The sequence below is a fragment of the Sphingomonas lacunae genome, assembly GCF_012979535.1.
GTDB classification, from domain to species: Bacteria; Pseudomonadota; Alphaproteobacteria; order Sphingomonadales; family Sphingomonadaceae; genus Sphingopyxis; species Sphingopyxis lacunae.
This window is the reverse complement of record NZ_CP053015.1, coordinates 1569963-1585651: the sequence shown is the minus strand read 5'-3', so window position 1 is coordinate 1585651 and position 15689 is coordinate 1569963. Positions and strand designations below refer to the sequence as shown.

The following is a 15689-nucleotide window of genomic DNA, read 5'->3' as shown; positions in this document are numbered from 1 at the left end:
GCCTGAGCTGCCGTTCCGCTCTTCAGGCTGCTTCGGTTCGTCCCTGCAACCGTTCGCCGAACATCGCCAGCATGCGGCTCCACGCCCGCTCGGCCTGAACCGGATCAAACACCGGTGAATCGATGGTGCACCAGCCATGCTGCGCGGGATAGACCTCTACCTCGCCGGGGCGGTCATTCGCTTCCATCGCGGCGATCAGCGCGTCCTTGTCGCCAGGCCGTCGGTCATGGTCATTCTGGGCAATGGCGATCAGCATGATAGCCGTGAACCGGTCCATCAGCCGGTGCGGACTGTCGCCAGCATCGGTCACCAGCCCACCGCCATGGAAGGACGCGATGGCCCCGACCCGGCCGGCACTTGCGGCAGCGGTACGAAAAGCATGTGGTCCACCCATGCAATAGCCGGCACTGCCGATTTCGCGTCGCACATCAACGCTGGGCTGGGCATCGAGCCAGCTGACAAAGCTGTCGGCGTCGCGCATCGTCGCCCACGGGATCAGGTCATTGATCATCGGTTGCAACCGGGCACGTCCGGCCTCTGAACGCCATTCGGCAAAGCTCGACAAAACCGGTGAACGGGCGCGACGATAATATTGGTTGACCGCCAGTACGGCATAGCCAGCCGACGCCAGTCGATTAGCCATCTGTTGATAGGCGGGACGCAACCCGGCAATATCCGGCCACAGAATGACGGCCGGATGCCGCCCGCTGTCCGGGTGGACGAAAAAGGCGTCTGCGGTGCCATCGAGGGTCGGAATCTCGACCATGGCGGATGTCACCGGCAGCGCCGGCGTTTCTGCGACAACAGGAGTCGTCTCCGCACCCATGGCCGCCGTCGCATAGCTGCCAAGCATCGCGGCGAGTCCGGCTCCGGCCCCCAGCTTGGCGACATCGCGCCGCGCAAAAAACAGGCTGTTGTCGCTCTCTGTCAGATCATCACACATGGTTTGGCCCTTTCCTTCCCGGATCGTCAGCGGTCACAGCCGCTTTGCCAGACGTTGCAAGGTCGACCGGCGACGGTGGCGCTGGTCTATCTGGTCAGCCGCCACTGCCACCTCCTTTTCCAGCGCGGCACGAATGCCCTCCACCTCATGATCGGACAAATGCTCGATTCCTATGAACTCGTTGCGCGCATGGGCAACCGCGCGGATCAACTCGTCCAGCTTCGCCTGCAATGCCGCCGCATCCCGATTCTGGCTGTTCTGGATAACAAATACCATCAGAAAGGTGATGATCGTCGTCGATGTGTTGATCACCAGCTGCCAGGTATCGGAATAGCCGAACAGCGGACCGGTCACCCCCCACAGGATGATCACGCTGAGCGCGACGATGAACGCCAGCGGTTGCCCGGCAAATTGGGCGGTGCGGCTGGCGATTCGGGTAAACAGTCGGTCGATCATGCGGAAACTCCGGGGTGGCGTGATGGCGCGGCCAGATAGGCTGCGCAGATGGATGGCAAGTTGCCGCATTTCACGCTATGTGGCGGCGCATGTCCACCATTGCCACGCCCCTGATGCCGATCGCCGGCGCCATTGATCCTGTCCCCGTCGCCCGCGATGTGCCTGTCCGCCCGGACGGCCGCATCGACCTCGTCGGCCTGCCGCGGGACACGATCCGCCAGGTGCTGGCCGATGCGGGGCTCGATACCAAACAGGCGAAACTGCGCGCCAAGCAGATCTGGCACTGGATATATCATCGCGGCGTCGACAGCTTTGACGCGATGACCGACATTGCCAAGGCGATGCGTCCCTGGCTTGCCGAGCGCTTCGTTGTCGGCCGTCCCGACATCGTCACCGCTCAGGTCTCGTCCGACGGCACCCGCAAATGGCTGCTCGCCACTGCCGACGGGCATGAGTTCGAGATGGTGTTCATCCCTGATGCCGATCGTGGCACGCTGTGCATCTCCAGCCAGGTCGGCTGCACCCTGAACTGCCGTTTCTGTCACACCGGCACGATGCGCCTCGTCCGTAATCTCACCGCCGGGGAGATAGTTGGGCAGGTGATGCTCGCCCGCGATTCGCTCGGCGAATGGCCCAAGGGCAGCATGGCCAGCGCCAGCCCGGAGGCTGACGAGGCCGAGGATGACGACGCCCCCCACTATACCCCCGATGGCCGCCTGCTGACCAATATCGTGCTGATGGGCATGGGCGAACCGCTCTACAATTTCGACAATGTGCGTGACGCGATGAAGATCGTCATGGACGGCGACGGCCTCGCCCTGTCCAAGCGGCGCATCACCCTGTCGACCAGCGGCGTCGTGCCGATGATGGCCCGCGCGGGCGAGGAAATCGGCGTCAACCTCGCCGTCAGCCTGCACGCGGTGAGCAAGGAGATTCGCGACGAGATCGTGCCGATCAACCGCAAATATGGCATCGACGAGTTGCTCGGCGCCTGTGCCGCCTACCCCGGCGCCAACAATGCCCGGCGCATCACCTTCGAATATGTCATGCTCAAGGACAAGAATGACAGCGACGAGGATGCACAGGAACTGGTCCGCCTGATCCGCCAGTACCGCCTGCCGGCCAAGGTCAACCTGATCCCCTTCAACCCCTGGCCCGGCGCGCTGTACGAATGCTCGACGCCCGAGCGCATCCAGCGGTTCAGCGACATCATATTCAACGCCGGCATCAGCGCCCCGGTCCGCACCCCGCGCGGGCGGGACATTGCCGCCGCCTGCGGCCAGTTGAAAACGCAGGCGCAAAAGATGAGCCGCGCCGAACTCGACCGCCTCGCCGAGGAAAAACAGGCCGCGCTGGGCTGAACGATAGAAGCCCCAACGCCGATCTTCACTCCGTCCCCGTCACCACCACCGCGCCCAAGGCACCGCTTGCCACCTCCAACTTCACCGTGGTGGCGCGTGTCGCTGTCCAGCGTACGTGGCTTGCCTCGTCAATGAAGTAACGGCCCGCCGCCACTGGCGCATCGGGTTCGATCGGGCGCAATCTGGCCCAATGATCGATCACGTTGGATTTGGTGCGGCGCGAGGTTTCAAGCCCTTCCACGGCCATTGTCACCGTCTGGCGCGGGCCGAGTTGTGCGCCGTTGAGGCTGGGCAGGATTCCGACGCTCCACACCGGCCAGCCCATCAGGCCGGTGACCATCGCGAACAGCGCGACAAAGCGCCGCATCGGTGTCGGCAATCCCCGGCCCACCCACAGCGCGACCAGCGCCGTTACCCCCGCCGTTGCCAGCAGCCCCGCCAGTTTGAGGCCAGATCCCGGCGCGATCTGACGTGGCCAGCTTTCGCCGATGGTCAGGGCCAGGGCAAAGGTCAGCAGCAGCGGCAGGACAAAAGGCGTGGCAGACAGCAGCAGTACCCTGCCCGACAGGCGCAGTCCGCCATGATCCATCATCTTGTCCACATGCGCCCCATCACATCCGCCGTCTCGCCATCAATAGCCTCACGCGCCTTGCCAGTTGGTTAGCACCCCCTCGCCACACCACCCAAAATCCCCTAACGCCGCGCGATGGACTTTGCCGCGCTCACCCCTGCCACGCTTGCCCTCGCTGCGGGCGCCGGATTTCTGGGCGGGGCGATGAATGCCTTGGCAGGGGGTGGGACCTTTGCGACACTACCGGCGCTGATTGCGCTGGGGCTGCCGTCGACCACGGCCAATGCGACCAGCAATGTCGCGTTGCAGCCGGGGGCGCTTTCCGCTGCCTGGGGGTTTCGCCATGATCTGAAGCCGCTGGGCGGCGTGTCGATCCGCACGCTGGGGCTGATCACCTTTGCCGGTGGGCTGGGCGGGTCGTTGTTGCTGGTGGCGACGCCGACGCACACTTTTGACATCATTATCCCCTGGCTGTTGCTGATCGCCTTTCTCGCCATCGCCTTTGGCAAGTCGGTTGCGGGATGGCTGCATGAGCGGGTCAGCATCGGCGCGCGGACGCTGCTCGTCGCGCAGGCGCTGCTCGGCCTTTATGGCGGCTATTTCGGCGGCGGGGTCGGCATCATGACGACGGCGACCTATGGTCTGCTCGCCCATCTGCCGCCGCACCGGCTGATGGCGCCGCGCACGCTGATGCTCGGCATCGCCAACACCGCCGCCGCGCTGATCTTCATCGGGCTCGGCATGGTGGACTGGCGCTGGTGCGTGCCGATGCTGCTCGGCGCGCTGATCGGCGGCTGGGCAGGGGCCAAGATCGGCAACCGCCTGCCCGCGCTTGCCATCCGCTGGTGGACGCTGGCGGTGACGGCGGCGACGACAGCGGTGTTCTTTGTCCGGGCCTATGGGTGAGTGCTGATGTTTGCAAACACAACAGGCAGCGCATCCCCCCGGAAGCGCCGCCTGCCGCATGACCGCCGCGGTTAGCCGCGGCGGGTCTGGTCCCGTTCAGCTCAGAAGCTGGCGCCGACGCTGAACAACAGCGCGCCATCGGCGATGTCGCGACCTGACGGGGAGACAAAGGCACCACCGCTGGCATCAACATAGCTGACACCGAAGGTCACCGGCCCGGCCGCATAGGATGCGCCGATGCTCCAGTCGCTATACTCGCTACCGATGGTCAGATAGCTGGGGCCAAAGCTGTGGCCAAAGTGGGCCGACAGGCTGACCGGCGTATCGGGAATGCCGATCGACAGGTCGGTACCGATGTACAGATTATCTTCCTTGCCGGCGCCGATGCTAAGCGCGCTCTGCTTGGGGGCATAGGCGACCAGCAGCTTGGCCGATGCCGGACCGAAGCTGTGCTTCACGCTGGCATAGGTTTCCAGGAAGTCCGAGTTGTATCCCGGAATCACCGATTCGGCGCCGGGATAGTAATAATAGATGGCACCGACATCGATCACCGTGCCGGGAGCCACTTCGGTGCTGTAACCCAGCGAGAAGTCGATTTCCTGATCGCCGCCGGCGGCCACATAATCGCTGATGCTCGAACCCCAGATACCGGCATAGACGCCCGACGCGTGCGAGACGGTGATGCCGCCCTGCACGGCAAAATCCTCGTCAGTCTGGGAGATGCCGCGGAAACGATAGTCGCTGACAACAGTGACGCTGCCGGTAACGGTGATGTCGCTGGGCGGAGCTTCGTCCTGCGCGAAAGCAGGAACGGAAGACGAAAGGAGAGCGAGGGCCACCAGACCCTTCATGGACGTGCGCATTATTGAACCCCTTCAGGTTGTTGCGTTCCGTCCCACCTGCGCGCGCCGCTTTTCTCTGTCGCCGGGCTGCGCCCCGCCGGAAAGTCATTCGCGTCAACGGCTTTGTGCACAGCCATGCTGCGGCGCACAAGGAAAAAAGCAGTTCATGCGTGTCAAAGCGGCGCATCATGTTGCATCGGCGCAACAGGGGGCGGTATAGCGGCGCCATCATTCCCCCCGGTTGCCACCCTGCTCAGAGAGGCCTCATGTCCATTCGTCCCTGGCGCGATATCATCCGCCGTCCCTCGCGCCAGATCATGGTTGGCAATGTGCCCGTTGGCGGCAATGCGCCGATCACGGTGCAGACGATGACCAACACGCCGACCGAGGACGTCAAGGCCACCGTCGAGCAGATTCGCCGCTGTGAGGAAGCCGGGGCGGATATCATCCGTGTCTCCTGCCCGACCGAGGAAGCGACCGCCGGCTTCAAACAGATTGTCCGCGCATCGACCGTTCCGATCGTCGCCGACATCCATTTCCACTACAAGCGTGCGCTTGAGGCTGCCGACGCTGGTGCCGCCTGTCTCCGCATCAATCCCGGCAATATCGGCAGCAGCGAGCGTGTCGCCGAAGTCGTCCGCGCGGCCAAGGCGAATGGTTGCGCCATCCGCATCGGTGTCAACGCCGGCAGCCTCGAAAAGGACCTGCTCGAAAAATATGGCGAGCCTTGCCCCGAGGCGCTGGTCGAATCCGCGCTCGACCATATCAAGCTGCTGCAGGACCATGATTTTCACGAGTACAAGGTCGCGGTAAAGGCGTCGGACGTCTTCCTCGCCGTCGCCGCTTACCAACAGCTTGCCGAAGCGGTCGATTGCCCGCTGCACCTTGGCATCACCGAAGCCGGCGGGCTGATCTCGGGCACGGTCAAGTCGGCCATCGGCCTCGGCAGCCTGTTGTGGTTCGGCATCGGCGATACCATCCGAGTCTCCCTCTCGGCAGAGCCCGAACAGGAAGTGCGCGTCGGTTACGACATCCTCAAGGCCCTCGGCCTGCGTACCCGCGGTGTCCGCATTGTCTCCTGCCCCAGCTGCGCGCGACAGGGTTTTGACGTGATCCGCACGGTCGAAAAGCTTGAAGACGCGCTCAGCCACATCCGCACCCCCATGTCGCTCTCGGTCCTTGGCTGCGTTGTCAATGGACCCGGCGAGGCGCGGGAGACCGACATCGGCATCACCGGCGGCGGCAATGGCAAGCATATGGTCTATCTGTCAGGCGTGACCGACCATCATGTCCAGGATGACGACATGATCGCCCATATCGTCAGCCTCGTCGAAGCCAAGGCGGCGGAGATCGACGCTGGCCGCGCCGTCAGCATGGACGTGACCCACGGCAAGCACAGCTGATCAGCGCATGACCCTCTCGATCCGCCCCGCAAGCCGCGCCGACCTGTCGCTCATCGCGCAATTCATCCGCGACCTCGCCGACTATGAGAAGCTGGCCGACGAGGTACGCTTTGATGAAGCGGTGATGGGGGAGAAGCTGTTCGGTGCCCGCCCCTATGCCGAAGTCATCATCGGGGAGATTGACGGAGAGCCGCAGGGGTTCGCCCTCTTCTTCCACAATTTCTCGACCTTTGAGGGGAAGCCGGGCGTCTATCTCGAGGATCTGTTCGTTCGCCCTGCCGCGCGCGGCTCGGGCCTCGGCAAGGCGCTGCTCAGCCGACTCGCTGCCATCGCGGTCGAGCGCGATTGCGCCCGCCTCGAATGGAGCGTGCTCGACTGGAACGAACCCGCCATCGGCTTTTACAAGAAACTCGGCGCCCGGCTGATGGACGAATGGACGGTCATGCGCGTTGACGGGGATGCCCTCACCGGCCTCGCCGCCGCCTGAGGCAAGAGGGCGTCACGCCCCCAGCTTGCGCCACGCCAGCTCGGCAAATTCGCACAGCAAGGGCCGCGTGTCGCGCGGGTCGATGATGTCCTCGACGCCGAACTTCTCGGCCGTGCGGAACGGGCTGCGCACCTTGTTCAATCGCGCGCGGATAGCCTCCAGATGCGCCGCCGGGTCCTCGGCCGCTGCCAGCTCGCTCTTGTAGGCGACCTCGACCCCACCCTCGATCGGCAGGCTGCCCCAGTCCCCGCTCGGCCAGGCAAAGCGGTACTGGAACCGTTCGGCATTGCTCATCGCGCTGCCGGCGATGCCATAGGCGCGGCGGATGATGACCGACGCCAGCGGCACTTTTGCCCGGTAAATCGCGTTCATCGCCTGAACGCCATAGCGGATCGTCCCCGTCCGCTCGGCCTCCCCGCCGATCATGAAACCGGGATTGTCGACCAGATGGACGATGGGCAGGCGGAACTGGTCGGCCAGCTTGACGAAGCGTTCGGCCTTCTCGCTGGTCCGCGCATCCCATGATCCGCCGAGATAGCTCGGGTCGCTCGCCAGCACCGCCACCGGCCAGCCATCGAGCCGGGCAAAGGCGGTGATCGCCGCCCGCCCCCAGCGCGCGCCCATGATGAACAGCGATCCCTTGTCGACAACGCTCTCCAATATGCGCCGCATCGAATAGACCTGCTTGGCATCGCGCGGCACGGCGGCGAGCAAGGACTGGTCGCGCCGCCCGACCCGGTCGGTCGGCTGGGTCCGCTGTGCCAACCGGTTCACATTGTCGGGCAGGTAGGAGAGGAACCGCCGCGCCGCCGCGAACGCTTCGGCCTCACTGGCGACTTCCTCGTCCACCACGCCATTGCGCGCATGGACTTCGACCCCGCCAAGCTGCTCGCGGTCGAGCGTGTCGCCAATCGCCGCCGCCACTGCAGGCCCGGCGGCAAACAGTTGCGACAGGCCCTTGACCATGATCGAATAATGGCTCGCGACCACCCGCGCCGCGCCCAGCCCGGCGGTCGGCCCCAGTGCAAGCGCCACCACCGGCACCGTGTCGAGATTGGCGATGATGTCACCCCAGCCCGGCACGGCGGGGACATAGGTATAGCCCGTTTCCTCGAGCGTCTTGACCGATCCGCCGCCACCCGTGCCATCGATCATGCGGATCAGCGGCAGGCCCATTTCATGCGCCATCGCCTCACACTGGATGAATTTGCGGTGCAACGCCGCATCCGCCGCCCCGCCGCGCACGGTGAAGTCATCGGCCGACGCCACCACCGGGCGACCGTTCACATTGGCCCGGCCAAAGATGAAGTTCGACGCGGCGAGGTCCACCAGATTGCCATCGGCATCATAGCTGCCCCGCCCGGCAATCTTGCCAATCTCGCGAAAACTGCCCGGATCGACGATGGCGGCCAGCCGCGCCCGCGCATCCATCTTGCCCCGGCTGTGCTGTCGCGCAACCTTCTCCTCCCCGCCCATGCGCTCGGCCATTTGCTGGCGCAGGTGGAGTTCCTCGATTTCCGGTGTCCAGTCAGTCATGCCCGCCAACCTATTGGCACAGCCTGTGCGCGCAAGCTGATAATGGTGGGGGAGCCGCCCCTCCCGCTGGCGGGAGACGCGCAAGGCCTCCCCCTCCTTCCCCCCTCCCGCTGGCGGGAGGGGGGCGAGACTTATGAGCGAAACGAATTAGTCGCAGCGGGGTGGGTGGACGGGCGCAACCGTCACCACAATGAACCAACCTCGGCTTGACCTGTCGTCCCCCAAAGACATCATCGCGCCATGCCCATCACCCGTCAGACCAACCCTCATGCCGCTCGCTTCCGCCGCGACAGCACCGAGGCTGAGCGGTGCCTCTGGCGGTCCATCAGCAACCGGCAATTGTCAGGCTACAAATTCAGAAGGCAGGCCAGCATAGGCCCCTATATCGCTGATTTCCTCTGCATCTCTGCCAGACTTATCGTCGAGGTCGATGGTGGCCAGCACACAGAGGAAACCGACGCAGCCCGCACGGCCTGGTTGGAGGACCAAGGCTATCGTGTCGTGCGCTTCTGGAACAATGAGGTCATGGGCAATATCGAGGGGGTGCTGACGGTGCTGCTCGCGGAACTCCAGCGTCGCTCTGCCACCCTCACCTAGGTCCGGTAGGCGGCAAACCGCCAACCTCCCCTATCCTCTCCCGCCAGCGGGAAAGGAATGCCCCCTCCCGCTGGCCGAAGATGCGCAAAGACCTCCCTCCTCCTTCCCCCCTCCCGCTGGCGGGAGGGGCGCGAGACTTATGAGCGAAACGAATTAGTCGCAGCGGGGTGGGTGGACGGGCGCAACCGTCGCCATCGACGTGCGATGGGAAGGGGGCCTACCGGAGGGTGATGGAGGGGCACCCTGTCACTCCCGCCAGCTGCCCCCACTTCACGCTGGACAAAGCCCACCCCCGCGCCAAAACTCACGCCCATGAACAGCATTGACCTCTCCGGGCGCACTGCCCTTGTCACCGGCGGATCACGCGGCATTGGCCGTGGCATCGCGCTTGCCCTCGCCCGCGCCGGCGCCGACGTCGCGATCAACTATCGCCGTGACGAGGATGCCGCCCAGGCGGTCGCCGCCGAGATCCGCGGCATGGGCCGCAAGGCCGAAATCTATTCGGCCAGCGTCGGTGAGGCCGAGGCCTGCGAAGCGATGATCGGAGAGGTCATCCGGGATTTTGGCGTGCTCGACATTCTCGTCAACAATGCCGGCATTGCCTCATCGGGCCGCAGTGTTGCCGATACCGACCCTGCCGAATTGCAACGCGTCATGGCGGTCCACGCCCTCGCCCCGCATTATGTCAGTCACTATGCCCTGCCGCACCTGCGCAAGGCGGCGCGGTCAGACATCATCATGATCTCTTCGGTCGCCACGGATGGTCATGCCGCCAATGGCGCGCCCTATAATATGGGCAAGGCGGCGATGGAATCGCTCGCCCTCACGCTGGCGAAGGAGGAAATGCCCAACGGCGTTCGCGTCAACATCGTCAAACCGGCGCTGACCGTCACCGACATGGGTGAACGGCTCGCCCGCGCGGTCACCGGCGTCGCCGACATTCACGAACTCGACAAGGGCTTCCCCTTTGGCCGGGTGCCCACGCCCGATGATGTCGCCGCCGCCGTGCTCTGGTTCGTTTCCCCCGCAAACCCCTATTGCTCGGGCCAGATGCTCAGCATCGATGGCTCTGGCGGAGGCTTCAAAAAGTGAAGCTGCGGCAGTGGACGGCGACAACGCTTTTTGCACTCGCCGCCCCTGCCAGTGCCGGCGCCACGCCGAGCGCACCTGAACAGGCCGCTGTGGAGGCTGCTGCTATAGACCCTGCCGAAGCTGTGGGTGGTGCCCCGGCTTATGACCCCAGCCGCGCTGCCACAGCCGACGTCAACGCCGCTCTCGCCGCGGCGCGGGCGTCGGGCAGGCATGTCCTCCTGATCATGGGCGGTGACTGGTGCCATGACAGCATGGCGCTGTGGGACCTGTTCGACACGCCTCGCTTCGCCACCATGCTTGATGCCCGGTATGAACTGGTCTGGGTCGATGTCGGCCACCGGGACCGCAACCTCGACATCGCCCGCCGCTTTGGCCTGCCCCCGCTCGAAGGGACACCGACCGTCCTCATCCTGACCCCCCAGGGCACAGCCACCAATCTTGAAGACGCGCCTACATGGCGCAACGCGGCCAGCCGCAAGCCCGAAGCCATCTACCGCCACTTCAGCCGCGCGGTCGCGCCGGTTCCAAACCCCTAAAGCGTTATTCTCCCCATCGACTTGCGATGGGGAGGTGGCAGGCACGCAGTGACTGGCGGAGGGGCCTTAGTTCGCAGGACTACAACGATACTCCCGGGCGTAATTCTCCGCCTTCAACCCCGCGATGGCCTTTTGGCATTCCTCGTAATCATTCACATATCCAAAAATCAGGCCGGTTTTCTCCCATTCGCCTGAGAGGTTCTTTATCTCTATCCATGTGTCCGGCTGGCTGCCAAGGCGGTTCTGCGAGACGTCGCGTTCGAATGCTTCATAACCCTTTGGCGCGGAATCATCGGCGCAACCGGCAACGGCTAATGCCAGCAAGACCGTTCCCATACGGACGACACGCTGCGCCATGTTTGTCTCCGTCAGGGCCGTGTTGCCTTACCCCTCAACCCCGGCAATCCGTGCGCCCAGTTTCGCCGTCATGCCAAACAGCGTCTCCGGGTCATCGTGGCGCAATCGGGCAATCTCTGCCTCAACGCCCTGGGCAAAGATCAGTTCGCGCTGATCGGCCTTCATCGCGGCAACAATCGCCGCGGCGCACTCTTCCGCCGGAATGCCATTGTCGATCTGCGGGTCGCTATGGCCCTGCTTGTCGCCCCCGGCGGTCAGCGCGTTGCGGGCGACATCGGTGGCAATCGAGCCCGGCAACACGTTGAGCACCCTCAGGCCATGCGCGATCTCCGCTTCGGCCCTGAGTGCGTCCATATAACCGATGATGCCATGCTTCGCCGCGCAATAGGCGGTACGCAACGGCACGCCGGCCCTCCCGGCGACCGAGGAGATCGCCACGACCATCGCCCCTGCCCCACCTTCGCGCTGGGCGGTCAGGTGTGGCAGGCAATGCTGGGTCAGGTGGATCGGCGCCATCAAATCGGTGGCGATCACCTTGTCATAGACGCCCGTCTCGGTATCGACCGCCAGGCTGCGCTGGCTGATCCCGGCATTGTTGACCAGCACGTCGATGCCGCCGCGCCACCCCGCCGCCTTGGCGACCACAGCGGGCAGCGCGGCAAGATCGGTCGTGTCGAACGGCAGGATCAGGCTCTCGCCGCCGCCCGCGTCGCGCACCGCGTTGGCCGTGTCCTCCAGCGCGTCGGCACGTCGGCCCGAGAGGATCAGCGACGCCCCTTCCGCGGCCAGCGCCACCGCCAGTGCCTTGCCAATGCCCGAAGACGCGCCGGTGACCCAGGCGATGCGACCGTTCAAATCCATGACCAACTCCCTCAAAATTCCCTGCATGCGGCACCAAAGGCAACCCCGCTTTCCGGCGCGTGCGCGTTTCCAGTGCGCGGACTTTATTGTTTATATTTCAATGACTTATATTTTCATCGATGGCGATTGGTCGCTCTATCTCGCCCTCTACTGCGCCATCCAAACCGCTACGTCACCCGCGACCCGGTTCGCCGCCCGGTTGAGCGCCGCTCCGGCATTACCCGGCGTCAATTCCCCCACCGACTCCCGCGCCTCAAATCGCCTTTGCGAGATGGTCGCACCGTCATTGGTCAACCGCAGCGCCTGATAGGTCACCACCGCCTCATTGCGGTCCGCATCCACACCAAAGTTGAGCAGGTCGCCGCTCAGCAACTCCCCCGGTGCACTGATCAGTTCAGTCTCGGTCAGCACCAGCCGGTTCTGCGTCGCCGACAGCGTCTCCGACAACAGCCGCTGGAACAACCGCGCCGGCGGCTCGACCCATTGCGCATCCTTGAGATACGCCACGGCCGACCCGCCCGTCTCGACTGGCACTCGCGCCGTCCTCAGCTTTTGCGGCACCGCCGGAATGACAACCGTGAGTGCCGACTGCGCCGTCCCGCTCCGCGCCGCGTCGTTGGCCGGTGCCGAAGTAGCGGTCAGGTTCAGCAATCGCGGAGGAACATTGCCACCCAGGTTCAGGCATCCCGCCAGCAACAGCGCCGCTCCGGGCAGCACGATCAGGCTTTTGGCAAAATGACTCATGGGCGATCATCCCCTTCTTCATAATCAGGCAGCTGCGGCGAGAGGATGCCTCCAGCGCCTTGCTGGTCGAGCCGATCGGCCACGGCAGACAATGTCGTCGCACTGCGCCGCAGATCGCGGATCAGCGCATTGGCTTCCGGAATGGTCCGGCTGCTGAACGCCTGCAAACCTGGCCGAGCGTCATTGATCGCAGCGTCAAGTGTGGTGATCGAGCGTTCGGCAGCGGTCACAGCACGCCGCAAGTCCGCAATCATCGGTCGTCCTTGCTCATTCAACAAACCATCCGTCGTGGCGGCCAGTTGCCCGACTTGCTGCGCAGCTATGCCGGCCTGCTGCACCGCAAGCCGCGCTTCCGCCAGCGCCTGCTCGAGTTGCGGGCCATTGCGTGCCAAGGTTCCCGACGCGGCTTCGATATTGTCGAGAATATTCGCCAAACTCTGTTGGTTTCGGTCATCGGCCAGTTCTGTAAGCCGTTCGGTCAGCGTCGACAGGCGCTGCAACAGCATAGGCGCCGAATTCAATAATTCGCCCAGCCCCGCCAACTTGGTCGGGATGACCGGTCGCCCCGCCGGCCCATCCTCGGTAATTGGTGGCGCATCCTTGACAGCACCATCAAGGGCAATTTGGGAAACACCTGTGAAGCCAACGCCACTGATCGAGGCGGTGGTACCCTGTAAGATCGGAATCTTGTCATCAACTTCTATGCGCACCCGGACAAATTGCGGATCGGGCTGCCAGAGGGCTATCTCCGTCACCTGCCCCGCCGGCACACCAGAAAAGAGTACAGCGGAACCCTTGTTGAGGCCCTCAACCGACTGCTTGAAAAAAATGTCATACTCGACGCGGTCACGCCCGCCAGCATTGGCCAACCACACGGTAAAACCTGCGACGGCCAGCAACAGGATCAGCGTGACGACGCCAACAAGGAAATTGTTCGAACGTGTTTCCATTGGTGTCAGCCTCCGCTCGCCTGAATATCCGGCGAATTGCCGGCAGACCTTCTGGTGTCCGCCAATTGCGCTGCCCTGCCGCGCGGCCCCATGAAATACTCCTGTATCCAAGGATGATCGGTGGCAACCAACTGGTCAATCGTGCCGATCGCGATCACCCGGCGATCAGCAAGGACGGCGACCCTGTCGCACACGCTGTGCAAGGTATCCAGATCATGGGTAATGAGCAGAACCGTCAGTCCCAATGTGTCCGCCAAGTCGCGGATCAGTTCATCAAAAGCCGCGGCACTGATGGGATCCAGACCGGCCGTCGGTTCATCAAGGAAAAGCAAGGCCGGATCGAGGGCGAGCGCCCTTGCAAGCGCCGCGCGCTTGACCATGCCTCCAGAGAGCTCCGAAGGATATTTTGGACCGGCATTAGCAGGTAGGCCGGCCAGAACCACCTTGTAAGCAGAAATGTCATCCAGCAACTGCTGACCGAGTTCGGGATAAAATTCCCGGATCGGAACCTGAACATTCTCCGCAACGGTCAGAGTTGAAAAAAGAGCGCCGCCTTGAAACAACACTCCCCATCGCCTTCTGACGTCCCTTGTCGCGGCATCGTCCGACAAATCGAGTGTCGACGTTCCGAAAACCGTAATCTCACCGTGTTCGGGCACTTGCAGTCCGATGATCGAGCGCATCAAAACCGATTTGCCGGTACCCGAGCCACCAACGACCCCCAAAATCTCGCCTCTACGTACGTCCAAATCGAGCTGATCATGAATGACCTGCGCGCCAAAGGCGTTGCGAAGACCACGCACTTTAATAGCCAGACCGTCATCCGTTTCCGGAGCATGCAAGCCATCCTGATTCGTCACATCAGGGGCAGCTTCCGAAACTCTATGGAGGCCAGTCATCATTCCCAACCGATCGAAGTGAAAAACACAGCGAAGAAGGCATCAAGTACGATGACTAGGAATATGCCTTGAACAACAGCGGCTGTAGTCCGCCGCCCAACCTGCTCCGCATTTCCTTTGACCTGAAGTCCATGATAGCAACCCGTCACAGCCACGATCATCCCGAACACAGGAGCCTTGATCAGCATCGCCCACAAATCTGTCATGGGAATGATCTCACGCAGGCGCTGCACATATGTAAGCGGTGGAATCTCGAGACCGATCCAGCAGAACAACCCGCCGCCCAATATCGCGGCGATTGAGGCATAAAAGCCCAGCAATGGCATCATCAGAGTTGTTGCAATCACTCTCGGCAGCACCAGAGCTTCCATTGGCGAAACGCCGATGGTGCGCATTGCATCGACTTCTTCGGTGAGCTTCATGGTACCAATCTGGGCAGCAAAGGCTGAGCCAGAACGTCCGGCAACCATGATAGCGGTCATCAAAAGACCAAGCTCCCTGATCGAGGCACGACCCACCAGATTGATGGTGAATATCTCCATGCCGAACTGGCGCAACTGGGTTGCCCCCTGTTGCGCAATGACGATGCCGATCAGAAAACTCATCAATCCGACAATGCCGAGGGCATGCAGCCCTACAGCCTCGAAGCGGGTAACAACAGCGCTCCAGCGAATACGGCCAGGATGCCGCAGCAGAGCAAGGCCTGACAAAATTGTTCCGCCAAAGAGTGCCAGCAAACCAGCCAACTCAGCCAAATTGCCACGAACGCTACCGCCTATGTCGGAAACAACTCGGACAAAGGGATGCACCCTATCAGGCCTGATCGTAACCGGTTGGTCGGCTCTCTCCACTGCTTCGATCAGCAGCCTGGCCTCGGGACTGGCGCCCACAACTCGGGCACCTGTCGAGGCAACCAGTCGGCCCACAACCCAGGCGCCAACCGTATCGATACGCTCAATCGCCGAAAGGTCGATTTCCGCTATGCTGCGATCTCCGCCGACATCAGCCATCAGACGGTCATGGACGCCACCAATTCGCGCAAGCGTGTAGCGACCGAACAAACGCAAGGTTGTTCGGCCTTCAGCTTTTTCTACAGCAAAGTCTGCCACCATCGTCATGCCACAGCCAGAGTGGGGAAAATGGCAGCT

General features: G+C 63.2%; 18 protein-coding genes. 7 read left to right on the top strand and 11 right to left on the bottom strand.

Going from position 1 to position 15689, the window contains the following annotated elements:
- Positions 1–22: 22 nt before the first annotated feature.
- Both GV829_RS07545 and GV829_RS07540 read right to left on the bottom strand, forming a co-directional pair.
- Complete coding sequence (locus GV829_RS07545) at positions 23–943, bottom strand: dienelactone hydrolase family protein (RefSeq protein ID WP_169945465.1); 921 nt, start codon at positions 941–943, stop codon at positions 23–25.
- A gap of 33 nt (positions 944–976) precedes the next feature.
- The gene (locus tag GV829_RS07540) at positions 977–1396 is read right to left on the bottom strand and encodes a low affinity iron permease family protein (RefSeq protein ID WP_169948089.1); all 420 of its coding nucleotides are present in this window, start codon (positions 1394–1396) and stop codon (positions 977–979) included.
- A 92-nt stretch (positions 1397–1488) separates the two neighbouring features.
- On the opposite strand from GV829_RS07540, the gene rlmN reads away from it, so the two are divergent.
- Positions 1489–2760, top strand: a complete 1272-nt coding sequence (rlmN, locus tag GV829_RS07535) for a 23S rRNA (adenine(2503)-C(2))-methyltransferase RlmN (protein WP_169945463.1) — start codon at positions 1489–1491, stop codon at positions 2758–2760.
- Positions 2761–2785: 25 nt separating this feature from the next.
- Here rlmN and GV829_RS07530 read toward each other — a convergent pair whose 3' ends face one another.
- A complete protein-coding gene (locus GV829_RS07530) occupies positions 2786–3361 on the bottom strand; it encodes a hypothetical protein (RefSeq protein WP_169945460.1) in 576 nt (191 codons plus the stop codon).
- Between the two features lie 105 nt (positions 3362–3466).
- Here GV829_RS07530 and GV829_RS07525 point away from each other — a divergent pair, with 105 nt between their 5' ends.
- Entirely contained in the window at positions 3467–4237 is a 771-nt protein-coding gene (locus tag GV829_RS07525; RefSeq protein WP_169945458.1) for a sulfite exporter TauE/SafE family protein, read from the top strand.
- Positions 4238–4338: 101 nt separating this feature from the next.
- Here GV829_RS07525 and GV829_RS07520 read toward each other — a convergent pair whose 3' ends face one another.
- On the bottom strand, positions 4339–5100 hold the full coding sequence (locus tag GV829_RS07520; RefSeq protein WP_169945456.1) for a TorF family putative porin: 762 nt from the start codon (positions 5098–5100) through the stop codon (positions 4339–4341).
- 245 nt (positions 5101–5345) lie between these two features.
- Between GV829_RS07520 and ispG the strand changes: the two genes are divergently transcribed.
- Both ispG and GV829_RS07510 read left to right on the top strand, forming a co-directional pair.
- Positions 5346–6482, top strand: a complete 1137-nt coding sequence (gene ispG / locus GV829_RS07515) for a flavodoxin-dependent (E)-4-hydroxy-3-methylbut-2-enyl-diphosphate synthase (RefSeq protein WP_169945454.1) — start codon at positions 5346–5348, stop codon at positions 6480–6482.
- Positions 6483–6489: 7 nt separating this feature from the next.
- Positions 6490–6969, top strand: a complete 480-nt coding sequence (locus GV829_RS07510; RefSeq protein ID WP_169945452.1) for a GNAT family N-acetyltransferase — start codon at positions 6490–6492, stop codon at positions 6967–6969.
- A 12-nt stretch (positions 6970–6981) separates the two neighbouring features.
- Here the strand turns inward: GV829_RS07510 and GV829_RS07505 are convergent, their stop codons facing one another.
- Entirely contained in the window at positions 6982–8505 is a 1524-nt protein-coding gene (locus tag GV829_RS07505) for an acyl-CoA carboxylase subunit beta (RefSeq protein ID WP_169945449.1), read from the bottom strand.
- A 240-nt stretch (positions 8506–8745) separates the two neighbouring features.
- Here GV829_RS07505 and GV829_RS07500 point away from each other — a divergent pair, with 240 nt between their 5' ends.
- The 3 genes from GV829_RS07500 (at position 8746) to GV829_RS07490 (ending at position 10730) form a co-directional block, all read left to right on the top strand.
- Positions 8746–9102: an endonuclease domain-containing protein gene (locus tag GV829_RS07500; RefSeq protein WP_169945446.1), complete on the top strand. Its 357-nt coding sequence runs from the start codon at positions 8746–8748 to the stop codon at positions 9100–9102.
- A gap of 312 nt (positions 9103–9414) precedes the next feature.
- Positions 9415–10194, top strand: coding sequence for an SDR family NAD(P)-dependent oxidoreductase (locus GV829_RS07495; protein ID WP_169945442.1), 780 nt, complete (start codon positions 9415–9417; stop codon positions 10192–10194).
- Positions 10191–10730, top strand: coding sequence for a thioredoxin family protein (locus tag GV829_RS07490; protein WP_169945439.1), 540 nt, complete (start codon positions 10191–10193; stop codon positions 10728–10730). Before GV829_RS07495 ends, GV829_RS07490 begins: the two co-directional genes overlap by 4 nt.
- A 66-nt stretch (positions 10731–10796) precedes the next feature.
- On the opposite strand, the gene GV829_RS07485 is transcribed toward GV829_RS07490, so the two are convergent.
- The 6 genes from GV829_RS07485 to GV829_RS07460 all read right to left on the bottom strand — a co-directional run bounded on the left by GV829_RS07485 (position 10797) and on the right by GV829_RS07460 (position 15659).
- Positions 10797–11087, bottom strand: a complete 291-nt coding sequence (locus GV829_RS07485) for a hypothetical protein (protein WP_169945435.1) — start codon at positions 11085–11087, stop codon at positions 10797–10799.
- 27 nt (positions 11088–11114) lie between these two features.
- Positions 11115–11948 carry an SDR family NAD(P)-dependent oxidoreductase gene (locus GV829_RS07480; RefSeq protein WP_169945431.1) on the bottom strand — a complete coding sequence of 278 codons (834 nt, stop codon included), beginning with the start codon at positions 11946–11948 and terminating at the stop codon, positions 11115–11117.
- A gap of 147 nt (positions 11949–12095) precedes the next feature.
- A complete protein-coding gene (locus GV829_RS07475; RefSeq protein WP_169945428.1) occupies positions 12096–12692 on the bottom strand; it encodes an ABC-type transport auxiliary lipoprotein family protein in 597 nt (198 codons plus the stop codon).
- The gene (locus GV829_RS07470) at positions 12689–13642 is read right to left on the bottom strand and encodes an MlaD family protein (protein WP_169945425.1); all 954 of its coding nucleotides are present in this window, start codon (positions 13640–13642) and stop codon (positions 12689–12691) included. Before GV829_RS07470 ends, GV829_RS07475 begins: the two co-directional genes overlap by 4 nt.
- A gap of 5 nt (positions 13643–13647) precedes the next feature.
- On the bottom strand, positions 13648–14544 hold the full coding sequence (locus GV829_RS07465; protein ID WP_425505406.1) for an ABC transporter ATP-binding protein: 897 nt from the start codon (positions 14542–14544) through the stop codon (positions 13648–13650).
- Positions 14541–15659, bottom strand: coding sequence for an ABC transporter permease (locus GV829_RS07460; RefSeq protein WP_169945423.1), 1119 nt, complete (start codon positions 15657–15659; stop codon positions 14541–14543). Before GV829_RS07460 ends, GV829_RS07465 begins: the two co-directional genes overlap by 4 nt.
- Positions 15660–15689 lie beyond the last annotated feature (30 nt).